At 40.1% G+C, this 21,903-nt stretch carries 19 protein-coding genes; 18 read left to right on the forward strand and 1 reads right to left on the reverse strand.

Going from position 1 to position 21,903, the window contains the following annotated elements; translation table 11 throughout:
* From kdpB to rsmI, 18 genes are all read left to right on the forward strand, one after another.
* Nucleotides 1-2,034 (forward strand): potassium-transporting ATPase subunit KdpB, encoded by a 2,034-nt coding sequence (gene kdpB / locus JBW_RS02370; protein ID WP_007958722.1) that lies wholly within the window; start codon nucleotides 1-3, stop codon nucleotides 2,032-2,034.
* Nucleotides 2,035-2,050: 16 nt separating this feature from the next.
* Nucleotides 2,051-2,383 carry a helix-turn-helix domain-containing protein gene (locus JBW_RS02375; protein ID WP_007958724.1) on the forward strand — a complete coding sequence of 111 codons (333 nt, stop codon included), beginning with the start codon at nucleotides 2,051-2,053 and terminating at the stop codon, nucleotides 2,381-2,383.
* On the forward strand, nucleotides 2,368-2,949 hold the full coding sequence (gene kdpC / locus JBW_RS02380; protein ID WP_007958727.1) for a potassium-transporting ATPase subunit KdpC: 582 nt from the start codon (nucleotides 2,368-2,370) through the stop codon (nucleotides 2,947-2,949). Before JBW_RS02375 ends, kdpC begins: the two co-directional genes overlap by 16 nt.
* A 100-nt stretch (nucleotides 2,950-3,049) precedes the next feature.
* On the forward strand, nucleotides 3,050-5,737 hold the full coding sequence (locus JBW_RS02385) for a sensor histidine kinase (protein ID WP_007958728.1): 2,688 nt from the start codon (nucleotides 3,050-3,052) through the stop codon (nucleotides 5,735-5,737).
* Between the two features lie 39 nt (nucleotides 5,738-5,776).
* Nucleotides 5,777-6,595: a response regulator gene (locus tag JBW_RS02390; RefSeq protein ID WP_007958731.1), complete on the forward strand. Its 819-nt coding sequence runs from the start codon at nucleotides 5,777-5,779 to the stop codon at nucleotides 6,593-6,595.
* Between the two features lie 212 nt (nucleotides 6,596-6,807).
* Nucleotides 6,808-7,959 carry a type III PLP-dependent enzyme gene (locus JBW_RS02395; RefSeq protein WP_007958733.1) on the forward strand — a complete coding sequence of 384 codons (1,152 nt, stop codon included), beginning with the start codon at nucleotides 6,808-6,810 and terminating at the stop codon, nucleotides 7,957-7,959.
* Between the two features lie 233 nt (nucleotides 7,960-8,192).
* Nucleotides 8,193-9,053 (forward strand): YitT family protein, encoded by an 861-nt coding sequence (locus JBW_RS02400; protein WP_007958736.1) that lies wholly within the window; start codon nucleotides 8,193-8,195, stop codon nucleotides 9,051-9,053.
* Nucleotides 9,054-9,186: 133 nt separating this feature from the next.
* Nucleotides 9,187-10,317 carry a sensor histidine kinase gene (locus tag JBW_RS02405; protein WP_007958737.1) on the forward strand — a complete coding sequence of 377 codons (1,131 nt, stop codon included), beginning with the start codon at nucleotides 9,187-9,189 and terminating at the stop codon, nucleotides 10,315-10,317.
* Nucleotides 10,318-10,614: 297 nt separating this feature from the next.
* Nucleotides 10,615-12,399: a diguanylate cyclase domain-containing protein gene (locus JBW_RS02410; RefSeq protein WP_007958739.1), complete on the forward strand. Its 1,785-nt coding sequence runs from the start codon at nucleotides 10,615-10,617 to the stop codon at nucleotides 12,397-12,399.
* A gap of 98 nt (nucleotides 12,400-12,497) precedes the next feature.
* Nucleotides 12,498-13,967, forward strand: a complete 1,470-nt coding sequence (locus JBW_RS02415) for an aminotransferase class I/II-fold pyridoxal phosphate-dependent enzyme (protein WP_007958741.1) — start codon at nucleotides 12,498-12,500, stop codon at nucleotides 13,965-13,967.
* A complete protein-coding gene (locus JBW_RS02420; protein WP_007958743.1) occupies nucleotides 13,968-14,648 on the forward strand; it encodes a dTMP kinase in 681 nt (226 codons plus the stop codon).
* 286 nt (nucleotides 14,649-14,934) lie between these two features.
* Nucleotides 14,935-15,459: a guanylate kinase gene (locus JBW_RS02425; protein WP_007958745.1), complete on the forward strand. Its 525-nt coding sequence runs from the start codon at nucleotides 14,935-14,937 to the stop codon at nucleotides 15,457-15,459.
* A 261-nt stretch (nucleotides 15,460-15,720) separates the two neighbouring features.
* Nucleotides 15,721-17,058 (forward strand): MATE family efflux transporter, encoded by a 1,338-nt coding sequence (locus JBW_RS02430; protein WP_007958747.1) that lies wholly within the window; start codon nucleotides 15,721-15,723, stop codon nucleotides 17,056-17,058.
* A 258-nt stretch (nucleotides 17,059-17,316) separates the two neighbouring features.
* On the forward strand, nucleotides 17,317-17,763 hold the full coding sequence (locus JBW_RS02435) for a YaaR family protein (RefSeq protein ID WP_007958749.1): 447 nt from the start codon (nucleotides 17,317-17,319) through the stop codon (nucleotides 17,761-17,763).
* A 10-nt stretch (nucleotides 17,764-17,773) separates the two neighbouring features.
* Nucleotides 17,774-18,763: a DNA polymerase III subunit delta' gene (gene holB / locus JBW_RS02440; RefSeq protein ID WP_007958751.1), complete on the forward strand. Its 990-nt coding sequence runs from the start codon at nucleotides 17,774-17,776 to the stop codon at nucleotides 18,761-18,763.
* 2 nt (nucleotides 18,764-18,765) lie between these two features.
* Nucleotides 18,766-19,581, forward strand: a complete 816-nt coding sequence (locus JBW_RS02445; protein ID WP_007958752.1) for a PSP1 domain-containing protein — start codon at nucleotides 18,766-18,768, stop codon at nucleotides 19,579-19,581.
* On the forward strand, nucleotides 19,574-20,323 hold the full coding sequence (locus tag JBW_RS02450; protein ID WP_007958754.1) for a tRNA1(Val) (adenine(37)-N6)-methyltransferase: 750 nt from the start codon (nucleotides 19,574-19,576) through the stop codon (nucleotides 20,321-20,323). The genes JBW_RS02445 and JBW_RS02450 overlap by 8 nt, the downstream gene beginning before the upstream one ends.
* Before the next feature lie 230 nt (nucleotides 20,324-20,553).
* Nucleotides 20,554-21,444 (forward strand): 16S rRNA (cytidine(1402)-2'-O)-methyltransferase, encoded by an 891-nt coding sequence (rsmI, locus tag JBW_RS02455; RefSeq protein WP_007958756.1) that lies wholly within the window; start codon nucleotides 20,554-20,556, stop codon nucleotides 21,442-21,444.
* A 182-nt stretch (nucleotides 21,445-21,626) separates the two neighbouring features.
* Here the strand turns inward: rsmI and JBW_RS02460 are convergent, their stop codons facing one another.
* Nucleotides 21,627-21,881, reverse strand: a complete 255-nt coding sequence (locus JBW_RS02460; protein ID WP_007938727.1) for an AbrB/MazE/SpoVT family DNA-binding domain-containing protein — start codon at nucleotides 21,879-21,881, stop codon at nucleotides 21,627-21,629.
* Nucleotides 21,882-21,903 lie beyond the last annotated feature (22 nt).

The following is a 21,903-nucleotide window of genomic DNA, read 5'->3' on the forward strand; positions in this document are numbered from 1 at the left end:
ATGGGTACAAATTCAAATGGTTTTAATAAAAAAATTCTGATAACGGCCTGCCGGGAAGCCTTATATAAATTGAATCCCAAAGTGCAGGTGAGAAATCCAGTCATGTTTATTGTATTGATTGGCTCTTTGTTAACAACTGGATTTGTTTTGCGAGATGCGTTTCAGGGAAGTGCAGGGAACACAACTTTTGCCTTGCAAATCACAGTATGGCTTTGGTTTACGGTATTGTTTGCCAATTTTGCCGAGGCGATTGCAGAAGGTCGGGGGAAAGCTCAGGCTCAGGCGCTAAGGCAGACTCGTACACAGACCCAGGCAAAAAAAATAATCCATGACAAACCCCAGGTGGTTGAGGCTGCCAGCTTAAGAAAAGGCGATATCGTATTGGTGGAGCCTGGTGATCTGATTCCCAGTGACGGAGAGGTTATTGAAGGAATGGCGACAGTGGATGAAAGTGCGGTAACAGGTGAATCCGCTCCTGTCATTCGTGAGTCGGGGGGCGATAAATCCTCCGTTACAGGGGGCACTCGAGTATTATCGGACTGGATTAAGGTTGCAGTAACTGCTAATCCAGGGGAGACCTTTCTAGATCGTATGATTTCATTGGTCGAAGGGGCAAAACGTCAGAAAACTCCCAATGAAATTGCTTTAACTATTTTATTGGTTGGCTTAACCATTGTTTTCTTAGCAGCTGTGGCGACATTATATCCTTATGCCAATTACTCAGGAGTCAGTATCTCCATTACTGTTCTAGTGGCTTTGCTTGTATGTTTGATTCCGACTACAATCGGCGGTTTATTAAGTGCTATTGGCATCGCTGGTATGGATCGTCTATTGAAACGTAATGTATTAGCCATGTCTGGAAGAGCGGTAGAAGCGGCTGGAGACGTAGATGTGCTATTGCTGGATAAAACAGGTACGATTACCTTGGGTAACCGTATGGCGACTGAATTTATTCCCGCAGCAGGTGTTTCTATGGAGGCGTTAGCAGATGCAGCGCAGATTGCTTCCTTAGCGGATGAAACACCAGAAGGTCGCAGTATCGTGGTGCTGGCTAAACAAAAATATAATTTACGTGAACGTGATTTAACGACATTAGAAGCTGAATTTATTCCTTTTAGTGCTCATACACGTATGAGTGGGGTAAATCTAAAAGATAAGGTGATACGTAAAGGTTCTGTAGATGCAATTCAAAAATATGTACGAGAAAAGGGAAGTGAATTGCCTGAGAATGTTAAGTTTGCTTGCGAGGGTATTGCTAAAAGTGGTGGTACGCCTTTAGTAGTAACTGAAGGTTCAAAGGTACTCGGGGCCATTCACTTAAAAGATGTAATTAAAGGCGGCATTAAAGAACGGTTTAAAGAGCTTAGACAAATGGGTATTAAAACCGTCATGATTACAGGGGATAATCCTTTAACGGCTGCTGCTATTGCTGCGGAAGCTGGTGTGGATGATTTTATGGCTGAAGCTACTCCTGAAGGGAAGTTGGCTCTGATTCGAGAGTATCAGGAGAAAGGCATGCTGGTAGCTATGACTGGCGATGGCACTAATGATGCTCCGGCTTTGGCCCAAGCAGATGTGGGAGTGGCTATGAATAGCGGCACACAGGCAGCGAAAGAAGCTGGTAACATGGTAGATCTTGATAGTAACCCCACAAAGCTGATTGAAATAGTGGAAATTGGTAAGCAGCTATTGATGACGAGAGGTTCCTTAACTACGTTTAGTATTGCGAATGATGTTGCTAAGTATTTTGCCATCATTCCAGCACTGTTTTCTGTTGCCTATCCAGCATTCGGTGTATTTAATATTATGAGATTATCTACGCCAGAGAGTGCTATTTTAAGCGCTGTAATCTTTAACGCTCTGATTATTATTGCTCTGGTTCCTTTAGCGCTGCGTGGTGTAGCGTATCAACCTTTAGGTGCAGATATAATCTTACGTCGAAACTTAATTATCTACGGTCTTGGTGGCTTAGTAGCACCTTTCCTTGGTATTAAGCTGATTGATATATTGCTGGTTGCATTGCATTTAGTATAGAATTGGAGGAGGAAAGATGTTAGGAGATACCATACGCATGTTCCGCCTAGAAAGAAATCTATCGCCTGAGGATTTAGCTGAGGCAGTCGATATTTCCCCTATGGCGATTCATTATTATGAAGAAAATAAATGGCGTCCTGGTACAGATGTATTAGTTCGTTTGGCCTCTGCTTTTAAAGTGAGTCTGACAGAACTAGTTGAGGGATGTAGTATTTTATATACTGAAAAAGGAGAAATGTTAATTGTCCGTAATATAGGCGGTAATCATATAAAGGTAGTAGGGCGGGTAAGTGAAGAATTACAGGAAATATATCGAAAGGAAGTTGAAGCATTGTGTGGAAACAAATAACAAGCGCTTTGCGCTTACTAATCCTATTGACGGTGGTTACTGGTATAGCGTATCCTTTGGCTATGACAGGAGTAGCACAGGCCATTTTTCCTGAGCAGGCCAATGGTTCATTGGTTTATGTTAATGACAAACCAACTGGCTCGATACTATTGGGGCAGAACTTTACAACAGCAAAATATTTTCATAGCCGTCCATCCTCAGCGGGTACAGACGGATATGATGCTGCTGGATCATCAGGATCAAACTTAGGACCAACGAGTAAAAAGTTAGTGGATACAGTAAAAGATAATATTGAAAAAGTACGTAGTGAAAATCAACTAGAGGAAAGTGTCTCTATACCCTCTGACCTGGTTATGGCATCTGCTAGTGGTCTTGATCCTGATATATCACCAGAAGCAGCCTATTTGCAGGTGAATCGTATTGCTAATGAACGGGGTATATCGGAAAATGAGGTAAGAAGACTTGTGACCAGTCATGTGCAGGTAAGACAGTTAGGTTTTTTAGGTGCAGAACGAGTGAATGTTTTAGCTCTTAATATGGCACTGGATCGATTGGCAAGTAAATAATAAGAATGAACCACCAAGGCACAATGCCGCTATGCGCACACAAAGGGGAGAGAAAGTGGTTCAATTAATTGAGTGTGATTAATATAATGGAGGCAATGACATGCCTGACGAAAGTAAAGAAAAAAAACGTCCAGATCCTGATGTATTACTGGCAAAGTTAAATAAAGAGACCAGAGGTAAGCTGACAGTGTTTTTAGGAGCGGCTGCAGGTGTTGGCAAAACCTACACCATGCTCGAGGCTGCCCATGAGATGTTGGCCTCTGGTGTGGATGTTGTGATTGGCTGGGTAGAGACTCATAAACGCCAAGAAACGGAAAAAATGGTGGAGGGTTTACCTCGTTTGCCAGCAAAGGAAATTGATTATCGAGGCAGGAATTTGCATGAAATGGATATTGATGCTATTTTGGTACGAAGACCCAAAGTAGTGTTAGTGGATGAACTAGCCCATACCAATGTGGCTGGTTCTCGCCATGTCCGTAGATTTCAGGATGTAGAAGAAATATTAAATGCTGGTATTGATGTAGCAACAACGCTAAATATTCAGCATATTGAAACACTAAATGATATTGTAGCGCAAATTACCGGTGTAAAAGTAAGGGAAACAGTGCCTGATCGTATTGTCGAGCAGGCAGACCAAGTACAATTGATTGATATTCCACCCAATGAACTTATTAAGCGTTTGAAGGAAGGTAAAATATATATGCCTCATCAGGCAGAATTGGCATTGCATAAATTCTTCCGTCCAGGAAATATTAATGCATTGCGAGAACTGTCTTTGCGCTTTACAGCCTACAGGGTGGATAAAGAGTTAAATGAATACATGCAGGAACATGATATTCCTGGACCTTGGCCAGCAGGTGAGCGAGTAATGGTTTGCGTGAGCGCGAGTCCCTTTTCTGCCCAACTGATTCGGGCAGCTCGGCGACTAGCTCGTGGTTTGCAGGCGGAGCTGCTGGCTGTACATATTGATACACCAAGACGGTCAAGCACTAGTGAAGGAGAACGGGATCGCATTTTTCGTAATATGCGTTTAGCTGAAGAATTAGGTGCAAAGACCATCAGTATTGTGGGTAAAGATCTGACAGAGGAAATTCTAAGAATGACAAGGGAACATAATGTTACCCATTTGGTGGTTGGCAAGCCGTTACGAGGGCGCCTGTGGGAATGGTTAAATGGCGGTGCGGTGGTTGATAAACTCATTCGCTATAGCGGGGGTATTAACATACATGTTATCCAGGGGAATACCGAGGTAAAGGATGAGCCTAAAGTTAAAACCATAGCTCCAACAAAAGCAATTCATTGGTGGCATTATATAGCGGGACTATTGATGATTATCTTAATGACGGCAGGGAATTGGTGGTGGCGTCATTATCTTGAGCCAATGCATTTTATGCTGCTGTATTTGTTGCCGGTACTCTTATCTGCAGTATGGTGGGGGAAAGGTCCATCCTATGTGACGGCTTTATGCAGTGTACTTTTTTTTGATTTTTTCTTTATTTCGCCAATTTTTACTTTTAATATATCGGACCTTCCTTATATGTGGAGTCTACCTCTTTTTCTCTTGATTTCCTTTATCATTGGAGGACAGACTGAGAAACTGCGCGTGGAAGTAACCTTAGCTAGGCAGCGAGAAAAAACGACAGGAGCATTGTACTCTTTTAGCCGTGAAATTGCAGCCATTGTAGATATTGGCGTAATCGTAGGTATTTTGGCAGAGCAGGTGTGGCAAACTTTAGATAAATCAGTAGCCGTATTTTTACCCCAAGATGAAAAATTAGTGCTAGCTGCGGAGGCTGGACCTGGAAAAATCGGCGAGGATGCTGGCGAAAAAGCAGTAGCAGTCTGGGCATTTGAGCATGGTGAGATTGCCGGACATTGTACAGATACATTGCCAGGGGCCAGGTATATGTATTTGCCCTTAACAACAAGTCAAAATACGGTTGGTGTTTTAGGTATTGAAATTCACGAGGAAATACTCACTTCTCCCCAAAAGCGATTAATGGAAGCTTGGGCAGGATTAGCAGCGATTGCTGTTGAAAGAGTAAAATTAGCGGAACAAGCTAGGCAAGCAGCATTGCTGGCTGAATCAGATCAGTTGCGTACTGCGTTGTTTAATTCCATCTCCCATGAATTACGAACACCCTTGTCCTCTATTATTGGTGCTATATCTGGTTTAATGGATACAGAAGGTGTTTACTCCGAGAATGATAAAAAAGAATTGTTAGAAACGGTGAAAGAAGGAGCCGATCGCATGAACCGTTTGGTCGTCAATCTTTTGGATACTGCCAGATTAGAAAGCGGTATGATGCAGCTTAAAAAAGATTGGTGTGATATCGAAGATATTACTGGATCGGCTCTTAGGCGAGTCGGAGAATGCATTAAGGGAAGAGCGTTACTTGTGAATATAGCACCAGATTTACCCATGATAAAAGCTGATTGTGTGCTTCTTGAACAAGTCGTAGTCAATTTGCTGGATAATGCTTGTAAATATTCTGTACAAGGTAGTGAAATTGTTATTACTGCCAGTCAAGATACAAGTGTCATACAGGTATCAATAGCTGATCGGGGAATCGGCATTCCAACAGAAAATTTAATGCAAATTTTTGATAAATTTTATCGAGTAGAGCAACTTAAGACCGTTAATGGTACAGGATTAGGTTTGTCAATATGTAAGGGAATTATCGAAGCCCATGGTGGGACAATACAAGCTGAGAATCGACCAGGAGGCGGTACGGTTATGACCTTCATCCTCCCATGGGAAGAGCAGCCACCAATGCATATGGCATAGATTTGCTTTTAAAGTATAAGTTTTGTAGGTGAAAGATTTATGAACCACAAAGACACAATGCCGCTACTGCGGCACATTATGTCCTTTGTGCCTTTGTGGTTCGATTATGTTATATTTTACAGGATGCGTCAGTATTTTCTTAGTTTGCATAAGGCAGGTGATAGAAGGGTGGAAAAAGGGGCACGAGTTTTAGTTATTGATGATGAACCTCAGATTAGGAGGCTGCTCAAAGTATCCTTATCTGCTTATGGCTATGAGATTGATGAATGTCATAATGGAAAAGATGGGATTAATCGAACGGCTGTATTTAAACCTGATTTGATTCTTTTGGATTTAGGATTGCCAGATATGGATGGAAAAGCTGTGGTTGAGATCATTCGTGAATGGTCAAAGGTACCTATTATTATTTTAAGTGCTCGGGATCAGGAAAATGAAAAAATTGCCGCCCTGGACGCAGGGGCAGATGACTATGTCACTAAACCTTTCAGCATGGGAGAGTTACTTGCTCGCTTACGCGTCGCTCTGCGCCATGGGGTAACCACTGAAGGTTCTTCCGTAATTTTTTGCGGTGACTTAAAAATTGATTTGGTGTCGCGTAGTGTAACTTGTGGTGGTAAAGAAATAAAACTGACACCTACAGAGTATGAAATATTAAAAGTCTTGGCTCAAAATATTGGCAGGGTACTGACACATAAACAATTATTAAAAGCCGTTTGGGGTACAGCCTATCATGAGGATACGCATTATATTAGAGTATATATTGGGCAGCTCAGGCGCAAGGTAGAACCCAATCCATCCCAGCCTAAATACATTATTACAGAATCAGGTGTTGGCTATCGTTTAATGTCTGATAAATAAACTTCCACAAAAAATGTGGGAGTTTTTATAATTCAAAGAAGGCATAAGTTTTTATTTTTTTAGGCTCACGATAGCGGGATAAGTATTTTGTAAATTTGTATATTTTCTTATTGCACTTTTGCTACTGTATGGTACAATCATATAGTTACTTTTCTTGCTGCAACTAGCCAAGAAGAGTTTCAATGAAATAACAAATAGGATGGGAGAGGGATATGAATAGTTATTTTAAATTAACGCAAGCAGCTGTTGAAAGTTTGGCACAACAATATGATACCCCGTTGTTATTGGTGTCAACGGAACAAGTAGAACGTAATTATTCTTTTTTGGCGAGTTATTTACCGGGAGTGAAAATGCATTACGCGGTAAAAGCCAATCCTCATGAAGCAATTATCCGGAAATTGGCTGAACTGGGTTCGTATTTTGATGTAGCGTCAGATGGAGAAATGCAATTTTTAACGGATATGGGCATTCCAGCAGAACGTATGGTATATGCCAATCCAGTGAAGACGGCAAGCGGACTTAAGGTAGCCAAGCAAATCGGTGTATATAAATTTACCTTTGATAGTGAAAGTGAAATAAGTAAAATGGCCAAGGCAATACCTGGTGGAACTGTGCTGCTTCGGGTTAGAGTGGACAATCCTAATGCCTTGGTCGATCTAAATAAGAAATTTGGTGCTCATCCTGACGAAGTACTGCCTCTTCTTACCTTGGCTCGTCAGCAAGGTCTTGATGTGGCTGGCTTATGCTTTCATGTGGGCAGTCAATCTTCTAGTGCCGATGCCTATGTAGAGTCATTAGAAATATTCCGCCGTTTGTATGATCAGGCAAAAGAAGCAGGTTTTGATTTGCGCATTCTAGACATCGGAGGCGGTTTCCCTATCCCAGTCATTGATAGTAATACAATTGATGTTGTTGCTATGCTGCAAATGATTAATAAAGCCATTACCCACTACTTTCCTGATACGGAAATTTGGGCTGAACCTGGGCGTTTTATCTGTGGAACAGTTGCGAATTTAATTACTCGTGTGATTGGTACCCAAAAGCGCAATGGGAAACAATGGTATTTCCTGGATGATGGATTATATGGCACTTTTTCAGGAGTTATTTTTGATCATTGGGATTTTGAATTAGAAACCTTTAAAAGTGGTGACAAGGTACCTGCTACGTTTGCAGGACCAAGCTGTGATTCCTTGGACATTTTGTTTCAGGATAAATGGATTCCTAGCTTAGAGATGGATGATCTGATATTAGTGCCAACTTGCGGGGCTTATACCTCAGCGTCGGCTACTGAGTTTAACGGCTTTGCTAAGACTCGAATCCTAGTATGGGAAGAAGTAAAAGACAATCTAAAAGTAAATACATGATACAAAAGATGCAGAAAACCTTAGGTTTTCTGCATCTTTGCATCATATATAGAATATAAGATTTTATGAACCACAAAGGCGCAATGCCGCTGCCGGCGGCACACAAAGAATGCGTTATTTTTTAACGCGGTTAAATTAAAATTAAGGAAAATCCATTTTTTCTCAAAATTGACAAAGTATTATTTTTTTAGTAAAATAATATAAATCTATACGTAAAAAAAGGGAGGAATTATATGCCGGGAAAGAAAATTTCAACGAAAGAGTATATTCGAAGGTATGTATTCATGTTTATTGGTTCCGTTTTAGCAGCAGTAGGGTTAGAGGTTTTTTTGGTTCCCAATCAAATTATTGATGGTGGAGTAATTGGTATCTCCATTATGGCAAGTCATTTAACGGGATGGCCATTAGGATTATTTATCTTCATATTGAATTTTCCCTTCATCTATTTAGGGTATATGCAGATTGGAAAAAACTTTGCGGTATCAACCTTGTTTGCCTTGACTTCTCTGTCGATCTGGGTAAGTATTTTGCTGCCCATTCCAGGCTTTACAAATGATGTGTTTTTAGCAGCCATCTTTGGAGGAATTATCCTTGGAATTGGTGTAGGACTCATTATTCGTTATGGCGGTTCTTTAGATGGCACTGAAATTGTTGCCATTATATTAGATAAACGTACAGGTTTTTCTGTAGGCGAAATTATTATGTTCTTCAATATATTCATTATTGGAAGCGCAGGGCTGGTTTTTAGTTGGGATAAAGCCATGTACTCTTTAATTGCCTATTTTGTTGCTTATAAATTAATAGATATTACGATTGAGGGCTTGGATGAGTCAAAGGGTGTCATGATCGTTAGTGATCATCCTCATGAAATAGCCGAAGTGCTGATGGCGCGGCTGGGGCGTGGAGTTACCATTTTACATGGTCAGGGTGCCTATACGGGTGAGTCTAAGCAAGTCCTTTACTCTGTTATTACTCGTTTGGAGATTGCCAAACTGAAAATCATTATTCAAGAGATTGATGAAAATGCTTTTGTAACGATTAATGAGGTTCATGATGTAATGGGTGGAAAAGTAAAAAAACGCGCAATACACTAGAACTTGTTTTTATAAAAACTTGGTGAAAGCCAAGTTTTTTTATTTAAATATTAGGCACTGTTTTTGCAGGTAAAAAATTCTATATTGGCGAAGTAGATTAATCCATACTATTAGGAATTGTTAAGGTGGTTGTATGAAAAATATTGATATTAGTGATCTTGATAGGATTGTCAAAACTACAATTGATGCGGTAGAGCAAGGAAAGACACAAATTTTTGATATTTATGAGGCGGCTCGTAATGAAGTTGAAAATATAAAAAAGGATGTAGAACGTACAAAGCAGGAGACAGTTGCTATCATTTTTACAGTGGATGATTTAGAAAAGAAAGAGCGGCGTTCTAGGATCAAGTTAATGGAAGTCAGCCGTAATTTCAGCGTATATTCAGAAGATGATATTAAAGCAGTATATGAAGATGCGAGAAACTTACAAGTTGAATTAGCGGTAGCTCGCGCTCAGGAACAAAGTTTACGTCAGCAGCGTGATGAGTTAGAGCTTCGTTTACGCTCTTTAAAAGATACGGTGTCTAAGGCAGAAGGATTAACAACACAGGTAGGAGCAGTTCTAGGGTATTTAGGCGACGAAATGGGCAATGTAGTAGTGAAAATTGAATCCTTGCAGCAGAGTCAAGTGTTTGGTGCCAAAATTATCAAAGCCCAGGAAGAAGAACGCCGTAGAGTGTCACGAGAAATTCATGATGGACCAGCTCAAGCTATGGCAAATATTGTGTTTCGAGCGGAAGTTTGTGAGCGATTGATTGATATTGATGTGCTGCGTGCAAAAAAAGAACTGACAGATCTTCGTGCACAAGTACGTCTTTGCTTGAAAGAAACGAGAAAAATTATTTTTGATTTACGTCCAATGACATTAGATGATTTGGGTTTAGTACCTACGGTGAAGCGGTTTTTAGATACGGTAAAAGAGCGCAGCGGTATGATTTCCGATATTAGGATATTAGGTGAAGAACGGCGCTTAGATTCCTATGTGGAAATTGGTGTATTTAGAATTTTTCAAGAAGCAATTACAAATATTGAGAAACATGCCCAGGCTCAGACGATATCCATTGCTATGGAATTTCGCAGGGATACCTTCTTAGCAACCATTGCTGATGATGGTAAGGGTTTTAATACAGCAGATAATTTTGGTAACGAAAGTTTTGGTTTACTGGGGATGCGGGAGCGAATTCATCTGTTAAATGGTGAGCTAACAATAAAGTCCGAAATTGGGGTAGGCACAAAAGTCATTATAAAAGTAGTATTTAAATAATAGAGGATATACCTGAAGTTTCCAAAAAAGAAATGGAATTTTCTTGGGTATATCTCTATTATTTTAGCAATGCTGCAGATCTGATGCTGAGTAAAAAGGTGTATTTGGATCTTATTTTTCAAAGAATTTTCAAAGAGATTAATTTATCCTCATTGTTGTAGGATTATAGTGGATTTATATAGAAATTTGTTATATTATAGCAATTAAAAGCTGTGTATATTGAGTTATTGCATGATAAGAACGGGGAGTCAATAAAGATATCCGTAGAGGAGTATATTATCACAAGGGATGGATGCAATGAATCAACAATTTAAAATTCTTATTGCCGAGGATAGCAAATTAGAACGCCGAATGTTACGCAATAACCTTGTGTCTTGGGGCTATCAGGTTTATGAAGCCGTGAATGGCAAAGAGGCAATTGCGATGTTTGATGAGGTGAATCCTGACTTAGTCATTCTGGATGGTATAATGCCAGAAATGGATGGCTATGCTGTGTGTGAATATTTGCAGGAGCAGAAAAGAAGAAGTAAGACTCCGATTATCCTCATTACTGCCTACGACAATGAAGAGGCGGTGGAGCGAGCCTTTGCAGCAGGTGCTGGTGAGTATTTAACCAAGCCTGTGTATTGGAATGTTTTGAAATATCGCATCAAAAGAATTCTGCAAGCAAGGCAGGCGGAAATTGCCTTAGGCAAAAGTGAAGAAAAGCTGCGGGGCATTTTAAATAATGCGGTAGTCGGTATTGGGATTCTAGATGAACATGGTAATTGCATTTATGGGAATCAGAGGTTAGTGGATATGCTCGGCTATTCTTTGGAAGAATTATATACAATTGGTTTAAAGCAGGTTACACACCCTGAGGATTGGCTAAGAAGTGCAGAAGGACTGCGGAAAATGGTCAATAAAGAAAAGCTTGAATATCATGTGGAAAGACGTTGTATTCGTAAAGACCGGACTGTCTTTTGGGCCAGATTGTCTGCGGCAATTGTATATGATGAAGATCATGAAGTAAATTCGATTCTTGGCATCATGATTGATATTACAGATCGCAAGGCAATGGATGTGCAAATTAGTTTGCAAAATCAATATTTATTGGCTTTGAATGAAGTTTCGTTGCAGTTGTTGAATCGTTTAGATTTAGATGATGTATTAGCCATGATTGTTACCCATGCGGTAAGTTTATTTCCTAACGCCAGTGGCAGCTTGTTTCTTTTAAAAGAAAATAATTCTCAAGTTGAACTTAAATTTGCTATCGGACTTGATGAAAATAATATCGGCGCGGTTCAGCACAAAGACGAAGGAATTATTGGGGAAGTATTTCGCACGGGTGAGACCGTGATAGTGAATGATTATCAAAATTGGGCAAAGCGTATCAATAGTCATGGTATGGTATACTATGGAGTATTTATTGGGATGCCTTTGTTCTCTGACAAAAAAGTGGTTGGTGTAGTATATATTTATTTTGATGATTCGGCCTGGGGATGTAGCCAGGAACAAAAGTTCTTATTAGAGCGTTTTATTGGTCTGGCTTCTATTGCTTATGATAATGCCATTTTATATAAATTAGCACAGGAAGAAATTGGTGAGCGTAAATTAGTAGAGGAAAAGCTCAGATATGTAAGTATGCATGATTCCCTGACAGGCCTTTACAATCGTACCTATTTTGAAGAAGAATTTCAAAGAATTTCGAGTGGAGCATACCCGTCTGTCGGGATTATTGTTTGTGACGTTGATGAATTAAAGGTCGTGAATGACACCCTAGGACATGCTTTTGGAGATGCATTGATTGTCGCCGCAGCGACGGCGTTAAAGCAGGCTTGTCGCCCAGGTGATACGGTTGCCCGGATTGGCGGTGATGAATTCGTAGTATTGCTGCCTGGCGCGGATCAAGAAATTATGCAAGACGTATGTCAACGAATTAACGAAAAAGTACAGCGTTGCCGGAAGAACTTAAATGGCACCATTATACGCTTATCTATAGGCTGGACTCTGCATATTGGGTCAGATGTAGATCGTAAAGAGCTGTTCAAAGAGGCTGATAAAAAGATGTATCAAGATAAAATGCTTCATAGGATCGGTTAAACCATATAGTAGTATTTGTATTATGATTCTCTTTAAATAGGGCATAATAGGTAAAGATTCGCGGCAGGTTTTACCTATTATAAAAGGAGGCGATAGGGTTGCGTTTGAGGCAAACAGATACACCTTTACTGGCTGCAATGCAGCATTATGTAAAAGAGGAAGTGATTCCTTTTCATACTCCAGGGCATAAGCAAGGTAAAGGAATGCATCATGCATTAGAAAGTATAATAGGCAGAGGTACCCTAGCCTTGGATTTGGCTTTAATGGAAGAATTAGATGATTTTCACGAACCCTATGGCTGTATAAAGGATGCTCAGGAGCTGGCGGCACAGCTTTATGGTGCCGATCATAGTTTTTTTGTTATCAATGGTACAACCGGCGGAATTTATGCAATGATATTAGCTGTTGCGGGTCCAGGAGAAAAAATTATTGTGCCGCGTAATGCTCACCGTTCTATTATTGGTGGGATTATTTTAAGTGGGGCGATTCCAATCTTTATGCAGCCAGAAGTTGATAATGACTTAGGGCTGGCTATGGGAGTTACGCCAGAAACGGTAGAGAATACAGTGCTGCAGCACCCAGATGCTAAAGGAGTACTCATTATTAATCCTAATTATTATGGGGTTGCTGTAGATTTAAAAAAGATTGTAAATCTTGTTCATAAACATAACATGGTGGTACTGGTAGATGAAGCTCATGGTCCTCATCTGCGTTTTAGCAATCGTCTGCCAATACAAGCTTTGGATGCTGGGGCTGATATTTGTGCGCAGAGTACTCATAAGATTATTGGCGCATTGACCCAATGCTCCTTAGTTCATTGTCGGGAGGGGCGTATTCGCGTACCTCATCTAAAAGCAATGCTGCAGTTGACTCAGTCTACCAGCCCTAACTACATTATGTTGGTATCCTTAGATGTAGCTCGTATGCAAATGGCTTTAGAAGGGCCGAAACTCATTGAACGATCCATTGACTTAGCCAATTGGACAAGGCAGGAAATTAATAAAATACCTGGTTTATATTGTTTTGGTTCGGAGAAAAAGGGTGATCCGGGAATATTTGATTTAGATCCAACGAAAGTTACAGTTACGGTTAAAGGGCTGGGATTAACAGGCCCTGAGGCAGAGCGGATTTTGCGTCATCAATATAAAATACAAGTTGAGCTTTCTGATTTATATAATCTTCTTTTTTTAATTACCTTAGGGGATCGAGAACAAGAAGTGCATCTGTTGGTGGCAGCTCTTCGGGATATGGCAGAAAAATATGCAAAGTCTTATGACTTTTCCTTACTAGAACGCTGCATTAATGCACCTTATCCAGTAGCGCCTCAAGGTGTTTTATCTCCTCGTGAGGCTTTATTCGGCAACACCTGCATGGTACCTTTTGCTCATTCTGCAGGAATGATTTGTGCTGAAATTGTCACCTTTTATCCTCCTGGTATCCCTGTGGTATGTCCGGGAGAACGGATAACTCAAGAAATTATCGATTATTGTCAACTGCTTCAGCAAAGTGGCATGCATGTGTCTGGACCAGAAGACTATACATTAAAAACAATTAAAGTGGTGGATTAAATGAATGGTAAATTAATTATTATTGAAGCCGGAGATGGCAGTGGCAAAGCAACACAGACAGAAAAACTATATCATCGTTTGAAAGAAGAAAAAAGAACAGTACGCAAAGTGAGCTTTCCGGACTATAAAAGTAGTTCGTCAGCACTAATAAAAATGTATCTTAATGGTGATTTTGGCAATAGTCCTGATTCGGTAAACCCTTATGCTGCTTCCAGCTTCTATGCAATAGATCGTTATGCATCCTACAAGCAAGATTGGGGTGATTTTTATAAACAGGGTGGAATTATCATTGCCGATCGTTATACTACGTCCAATATGGTGCATCAAGCTGTAAAAATTCATGTACAGGAAGAAAAGGATGCTTTTTTAGATTGGCTCTGGGACTTAGAGTTTATAAAATTCGGTTTACCGATTCCAGATGGTGTGATTTTTCTAGATATGCCGCCAATGTATAGCAAAATTCTTAGGGAAGAACGTGCTAAAATTAACGGGCAGCAAACTCCTGATATCCATGAACGAGATGAGCAGTATTTAGAGAACTGCTATAGTAACTATTGTGCGATCGCCGATAAGTATAATTGGTGTAAGATATCCTGCATTCATCATACACGATTAAAGACAGTGGACGAAATTCATGAAGACGTCTATCAATCGGTACAAAATATACTAGCAAGTACATAAAATTTATGAACCACAAAGGCACAATGCCGCAAAGAATAATTGAACCGCAGAGATGCAGAGTGCGCTGAGGGGGTTCTCTAACCCTATTAATTATCTTTTCTCTGTGCTCTCTGCGTCTCTGCGGTTCGGTGATGTTTTAAAGAATGCGTAACTTCTTTCTGTTATATAATTATCTAAAAATTGCGTATATTAATGAAAACATGCAGGATTATCGATAATATATGTACAATGTAATTACTATATCAAACATTTAGAAAATAATGGATTTTGCATGGGGGGAATTCGGATGCTGATTGTTCTGCTTGGTCCAACTGGATCGGGAAAAAGCACGATAGAAAAGAAAATGGGACAGAGTGGAATGCATAGGCTGAGGTCCCACACTACTCGTCTTAAAAAAACTGGTGAGTCTGAAGATGCCTATTATTTCGTCAAAAAAGAAGATTTCAAAAAAGTGGATTTAGTGGAAAGTGTGCTTTATAAAAATAGCTTTTTTGGACTGAGTCGGGAAGAAGTGGAAATTGCGAAAACCAAAGATTGTGTAGTTACTCTCGACTGGAATGGAGCTCAGCAAATTAAACATCGCATTCCATTTGCAGTTACCGTATTTATTGATTGTCCCATGTATCAGCTGGAAAAACGCTTGCCAATTGAAATCGATAGTGAAAAACGCAAAAAAATTATGGCGCAGGTAGTATTAGATTCTAAATGCGCTGCCAACTGTGATTATATTGTAAGGAATTATGATGGGCAATTGGATGAAGCTTGTGCTCAACTATTAGAAATTTGCCGTCAAAGTAAAAAAAGCGACTAATTAGAGTAACGGATGGTTAATATAAAAGGTAGGAACTATTAAATTATATAGTTTCTACCTTTTTTACAAAAAATAATGACGTAACCGCAGAGGCACAGAGCGCGCTGAGAGGAATTTCTAATCCTATTTATTTTTTCTCTGTGCTCTCTGCATCTCTGCGGTTAAAAAAGGTAGAAATTTTTTAAAATGGAGACCATTATTTTATAATGGGGAAAGCTAGTGTTATAATGAACAGGATGAATTACAGAATTTGGAGGTACCATGGACCGCGCGCATTCTTTAGGAGAAGAAAAGATATCAACTCTATTGTGGAGATTTTCCTTGCCGGCAATTACCGGGATGGTAGTTAATGCTTTTTATAATGTTATCGATAGTATATTTGTAGGGCGTGGCGTAGGTGAAATTGGTCTTACGGCAGTTACTATAGCCTTTCCAATTATGATTGTATTAATGGGCTTTGGGATGCTGGTAGGAGTAGGGGCTGCTGCAGTTGTTTCTTTGAGAATGGGAGAGAAGAAGCAGCAGCAAGCGGAAAAAATATTAGGGAACGCCTTTACTCTTTCCATGATATTATCGGTAGCTTTTACGGGATCGGTCTTGTTGTTTCTAGATCCGATCTTAATGATGCTAGGCGCAGAGCCAGATGTGCTGCCTTATGCCAGAGAGTTTACTAGAATTATTGTCCTTGGCAGTCCATTTATGTATATTGGTTTTGGTTTGAATAATATAGTACGTGCTGAGGGCAATCCTCAAATGGCCATGTCTACTACACTCATCTCTGCAGGATTAAATATTGTGTTAAACCCTTTGTTCATATTTACTTTCCACTTAGGAATTGGTGGGTCGGCCTTAGCAACAGTGCTATCCCAAGGGGTATCAGCAATATGGGTGTTAGTTTATTTTTTGCGGGGGAAAAGTGTATTAAGGCTGCGAACAAAGAATTTTTCCTTAGATAAAAAGATTGTTCGCAGTATTTTCGAGATTGGAATGTCGCCTTTTTTAATGCAGATTGCTTCAAGTTTGACCACGGTTTTGTTTAATTATACGTTATTACGGTATAGTGGAGAATTGGCAGTCGCTTCCATTGGGATTATCAATCGAATGGGCATGCTCATGTTAATGCCCATTTTTGGGATTAGCCAAGGGCTTCAGCCAATCATTGGCTATAATTATGGAGCAGGGAATTATGATCGGGTTAAGAAAGCTTTAAAAATAGCAATCGGTGCTGCAACTTTATTTTCCACAGTCGGCTTCTTACTCATTCAGATTTTTGATAAGCAGATTATTATGCTGTTTAATGATAATCCTGAGTTGATTTTGTTAGGGTCTGAGGCAATGCGGATTAATTTGTGTATGCTTCCGGTCATTGGTTTTCAAATTATTGGTGCTAATTATTTTCAGGCAGTGGGTAAAGCCAGTTATGCCATTGTACTTAGTATGTCGCGGCAATTAATTATCTTAATTCCTTTAATATTGCTATTGCCAAGGCTGCTCGGTTTACATGGGGTTTGGCTGGCAAGTCCGATAGCAGATTTCTCGGCTGCTTTGTTAACTGGCATATTCTTATTCCGCGAGCTTCGTAAGTTGAGTCAAAAGTGATGGATATTTGGTACCGAAGTAAGATGAGTCACGTAAATATGTGAAAGATAATTTCTCAAGTTAAAAGCATAAATTGATTATTTGCTGGAAAACAATTATAATTTAGATGCAATCCTATGTTTGTCTAATGATGAAGTTCGTAAGCTCGGGTGATACTGATCAAATAGAGTTAGCACTCCAGCAAAGAGCAGATCTTTTCTTTATGAGAGTATTATAGTAAGGCTAGTATATATTATAGCTTGAAAGGCAGTGACCTACATGAAAATAAATAATTTAGGAGCTACCCAAATACCTTCACTAGTGGAACGGGATGGGGGGAGCAAGGCGGAAAAATCCTTAAGTCATTTTTCCTCTGATTTACTTAAAAGCCAAGATGGGCAATCTCGCGAGAGATTAAATCAATTATTGGCGGAAATAGATAAACGCGGTAAGCGTTTAGGTGAAGTGCCAACCTATGCTGAACTCAAGAAATATCGGGAAGTCATAAGGCAATTTGTCGGTGAAGCTGTAGGACGTATGTATACATTGCAATCGCAGCAAGGGTGGGATCGCCATGGGAGGCAGAAGGTGTATACAATCATCAAAAAGGTAGATGCTACCTTAGATAGTCTGACAGAAGATGTACGCCTAGGAGAAGAACGTCAATTGGATATTCTGGCGAAACAAGATGCGATTCGTGGCATGCTAGTCGATCTGTATACATAGAGGTGCAACGATGAAGTGGACCGATATCATTGGGCATAAAGATCAGGTAACCATGCTGCGTCATATGGAGAGCAGCAGACGCATGCCTCATGCTGTTTTATTTGCGGGACCTAAAGGCATTGGTAAAAACCTGGTGGCGAATGTCGTTGCCGCATCTTTATTATGCAGCGATCAAGAAGAGCGCCCTTGTGGTCGTTGCCATTCTTGTCAGCAAATATCCTATGGCAGTCATCCTGATTTTCTCCACATTGCCCCTGATGGGACCAATATTAAGATTGAACAAATTCGAATGTTGCAGCAGGAATTGTCAATGGCATCTTTTAGTGGACAGCGTCGCGTCTGCATCATTGATGGTGCTGAGCTCATGACGACTCAAGCTGCCAATAGTTTGCTAAAAGTTCTAGAAGACCCTCCTGGAGAAATTGTTTTTCTTTTATTAGCAGCGAATAAACAAATGCTGCTTACTACGATTATATCTCGATGCATGGTGATTGCTTTTCAGCCTTTAGCAGACGAGCTATTGGCTCAGGATTTAATGGCTAAAGGTTATTTGCCAGAAACATCGGAAGTAGCAGCCCGCTTAAGCAGCGGTCGAATGGGAATTGCTCTTGCTCTTTTGGAACCTGAAGGTCTTGCCCTGCGTAATCAGGCTCTGGAGATGATCCTAAAACTAATGGACTCCAAACTGGAAGCGGTCTGGCACTCAGCTGGAGTATTGGAAAAAATGGAACGTAATGATATTTTGGAATTTATAAAGTATGTAACTTATATCTTGCGTGATATACTATTGCTTGTTACTGGACAGGGTAAGCAATGGTTATTTAATATAGATGTTGCAGAAGAATTGTGTGAAGTAGCGGACATGTGGAGTGAAAGACGGCTAGTAACAGCCATTAGGGCAGTGGAGACAGCTAGACGGGCTCTGCTGGCCAATGCAAATACAAGGCTTACGAGTGAAGCGTTATTGATAAGAATATATGACTTAGCAAGGGAGGTTTGAAGGTGGAGACAGTAGTCGGAGTACGTTTTAAAAAAGCTGGCAAGGTATATTATTTTGCACCTGGTGAAATTGTCCTGGTGGCAGGAGATTTTGTAATTGTTGAAACTGCCAGAGGGTTAGAATATGGAGAAGTTGTTATTGGACCGCGTCAGGTAGGAGAGGATGCTATTGTAGCACCATTAAAAACCGTACAGCGTAAAGCCACTGCCGAAGATGGCGCTAAAGTGGAAGAAAATAGAGAAAAGCAAAAAGAAGCCTTCTCTACTTGTGAGCAGAAGATCAAAGCTCATAACTTAAATATGAAGTTAGTGGATGTAGAGTATACCTTTGATGTTAATAAAATAATTTTTTATTTCACGGCAGAAGGTCGTATTGATTTTAGGGATCTAGTAAAAGATTTGGCAGCTGTATTTCGTACTCGAATAGAACTTAGGCAAATTGGGGTTCGGGATGAAGCGAAAATGATGGGGGGAATTGGTTGCTGCGGCAGACCTTTGTGCTGCTCGACGTTTCTCGGAGATTTTGAACCGGTATCTATTAGAATGGCTAAAGATCAGAAGCTTTCATTGAATCCTACCAAAATTTCTGGCATATGCGGGCGATTAATGTGCTGCTTAAAATATGAGAATGATTCCTATGCACCTTGCTGCAAGAAAATTCCTGCACCAGTGGTAGGGCGGGAAGTCATAACTGTAGATGGAGAAGGAAAAGTTACATTTGTAAATCAGGGGAAGAAGAATGCAACGATTCTGCTGACAAATGGTAATACTGTTATTATTCCATGGGAAGAAGTAGTGGAAAAGGATATAAATGGGTAATCAAGTGATAATTGGCGTGGAAGAACGTATCGATGATTTGCTGATTGGTCAGTTGAAAGTGATTCAGCATGAAAAAGAATTTTGTTTTTCCTTAGATGCAATTTTATTATCTCATTTTGTCACCGTGAGGCCAGGTGCTAAGGCTGTGGATTTGGGAACAGGAACAGGTGTGATTGCCCTTCTTCTAACGGCAAGGGGGGCGGATCATGTAACCGGCTTAGAATTAAGCCAGGCTATGGCGGATATGGCAGCACGCAGTGTTCTTTTGAATCAGTTGGATGAGAAAGTAAAGATTATACAAGGAGACTTGTGTAAGATAAAAGATATATTGCCCTCAGAAGGGTATGATTTGGTAGTGTCGAATCCTCCCTATCGTCCAGTGGGTGTTGGTTATATGAGTCCGAATGACAATGTGGCTAGAGCAAAGCATGAAGTTACAGCTACTCTGAAAGATGTGGTCGACGCTGCACGGTATTTGCTAAAATATCGTCGTGGGCGCTTCGCAATGGTTCACTTACCGGAACGTATGGCTGAGATTTTAACTGCGATGAGTCAAGCTGGTATTGAACCTAAGTTATTGCAGTTAGTATACAGCAGTATCGACAAAAAGCCTACCATGTTATTAGTAGAAGGGGTTAAAGGGGCAAATCCGGGTCTTACAATCTTGCCGCCTCTTGTCGTTTATAAGCCTGATGGCAGTTATAGTGATGAAATTGTAAAATATTACAAAGAATATCGATAATAAAGTTATTAGTTTTAGAAATTATAAAACAAAGCACAAAGGTCACACAAAGACTTTTTTACTATCATCTCTCTTTGTGTCCTTCGTGCTTTTAAATATTTCATTTTTTTTGCTATACTGAGCAATTTATAATTTTTTTTTACCTTATCTATCTTTTCTCAGTGTTCTCTGTGCCTCTGTGGTTTTTTTTTACTTTATATGTTTCAAAGAACGCATCAGCGTTTTTAAAAATGTGGTTAATGCCTTATAAAAAGGAAGTGGATGTATTGCTGGAGAATGCTGGTGTCTTATATTTGTGTGCAACACCCATTGGAAATTTGGAAGATATGACGTATCGAGCGGTGCGCGTATTATGTGAAGTGGAAGTGATTGCTGCAGAAGATACGCGTCATACGAGGAAACTGCTCAGTCATTTTGATATTCATACTCGGCTGATTAGTTATCATGAACATAATAAAGTGACGAGAGGACCGGAAATCATAGAGCGATTAATTACAGGAGAGAATGTAGCGGTAGTGAGTGATGCTGGTTTACCGGGAATTTCTGATCCAGGATCTGACTTGGTGGAATTAGCGGTACAAGCAGGTATTCGGGTAGTGCCTCTGCCTGGTGCAAATGCAGCATTGTCTGCACTTGTATCTTCTGGTTTAGATACAACCTTATTTTCTTTTCTTGGCTTTTTGCCCAAAAATAAAAAAAAACGGCGTGAATTATTGGCTAGTTTTGCAAACTCGTCTTATACAATGGTTTTTTACGAGTCACCGCATCGCATAAAACAGACATTGGCGGAGCTAAAGAGTGCTTTTGGGGATCGCCCAGCGGTGGCAGCTAGGGAATTGACTAAAAAATTCGAAGAGTTTATTCGTGGTACGATAGAAAGTTTAGTAACTCATTTCGCTGAAAATGATCCCAGAGGGGAGTTTACCCTTATTGTGGGAGGTCGCAAAACCGATCAAAGTCTTGAAGCAGATACGGATGAACAGGAACAGCTTTCTGTTGAAGATGCTGTCATTGAATTAATGGAAACTGGTGTGGCTAAAAAAGATGCCATTAAAACCGTTGCCCAACAAAGAGGCTTACCAAAAAGAGAAGTTTATCAGGCAACCTTAGAAATAGAATAAAGTTCTGAAGAGAAGAAAGAATGATTGAACCGCAGAGGCGCAGAGCGCGCTGAGAGGATTTTTTTAACTCTATCTATTTTTTTCTCTGCGTCCTCTGCGTCTCTGCGGTTAAAAAAGATAGAACCCTTTTTTGTTTTTTGGGCAAAAAAAAGAAGAGGTTATTTATAACCTCTTTAAAATTCTTAAACAGCCTTTGTTACCATTGCATCCAGGCATTCTTTGCAGATATTTTTATTTTTAAAGACAGTCACTTCATCCGCATTGCCACAGAAAACACATGAACAAGCTGGTTCATATTTGCGTAAGATGATACGGTCGCTGTCTACATAAATTTCTAGAGCGTCTTTTTCTTCAATGGAGAGTGTGCGGCGCAATTCAATTGGAATAACGACCCTACCAAGCTCGTCCACTTTTCTTACAATACCAGTTGATTTCATTATAATTAATTCTCCTCTCATT

Source organism: Pelosinus fermentans JBW45 (assembly GCF_000271665.2).
GTDB classification, from domain to species: domain Bacteria; phylum Bacillota; class Negativicutes; order DSM-13327; family DSM-13327; genus Pelosinus; species Pelosinus baikalensis.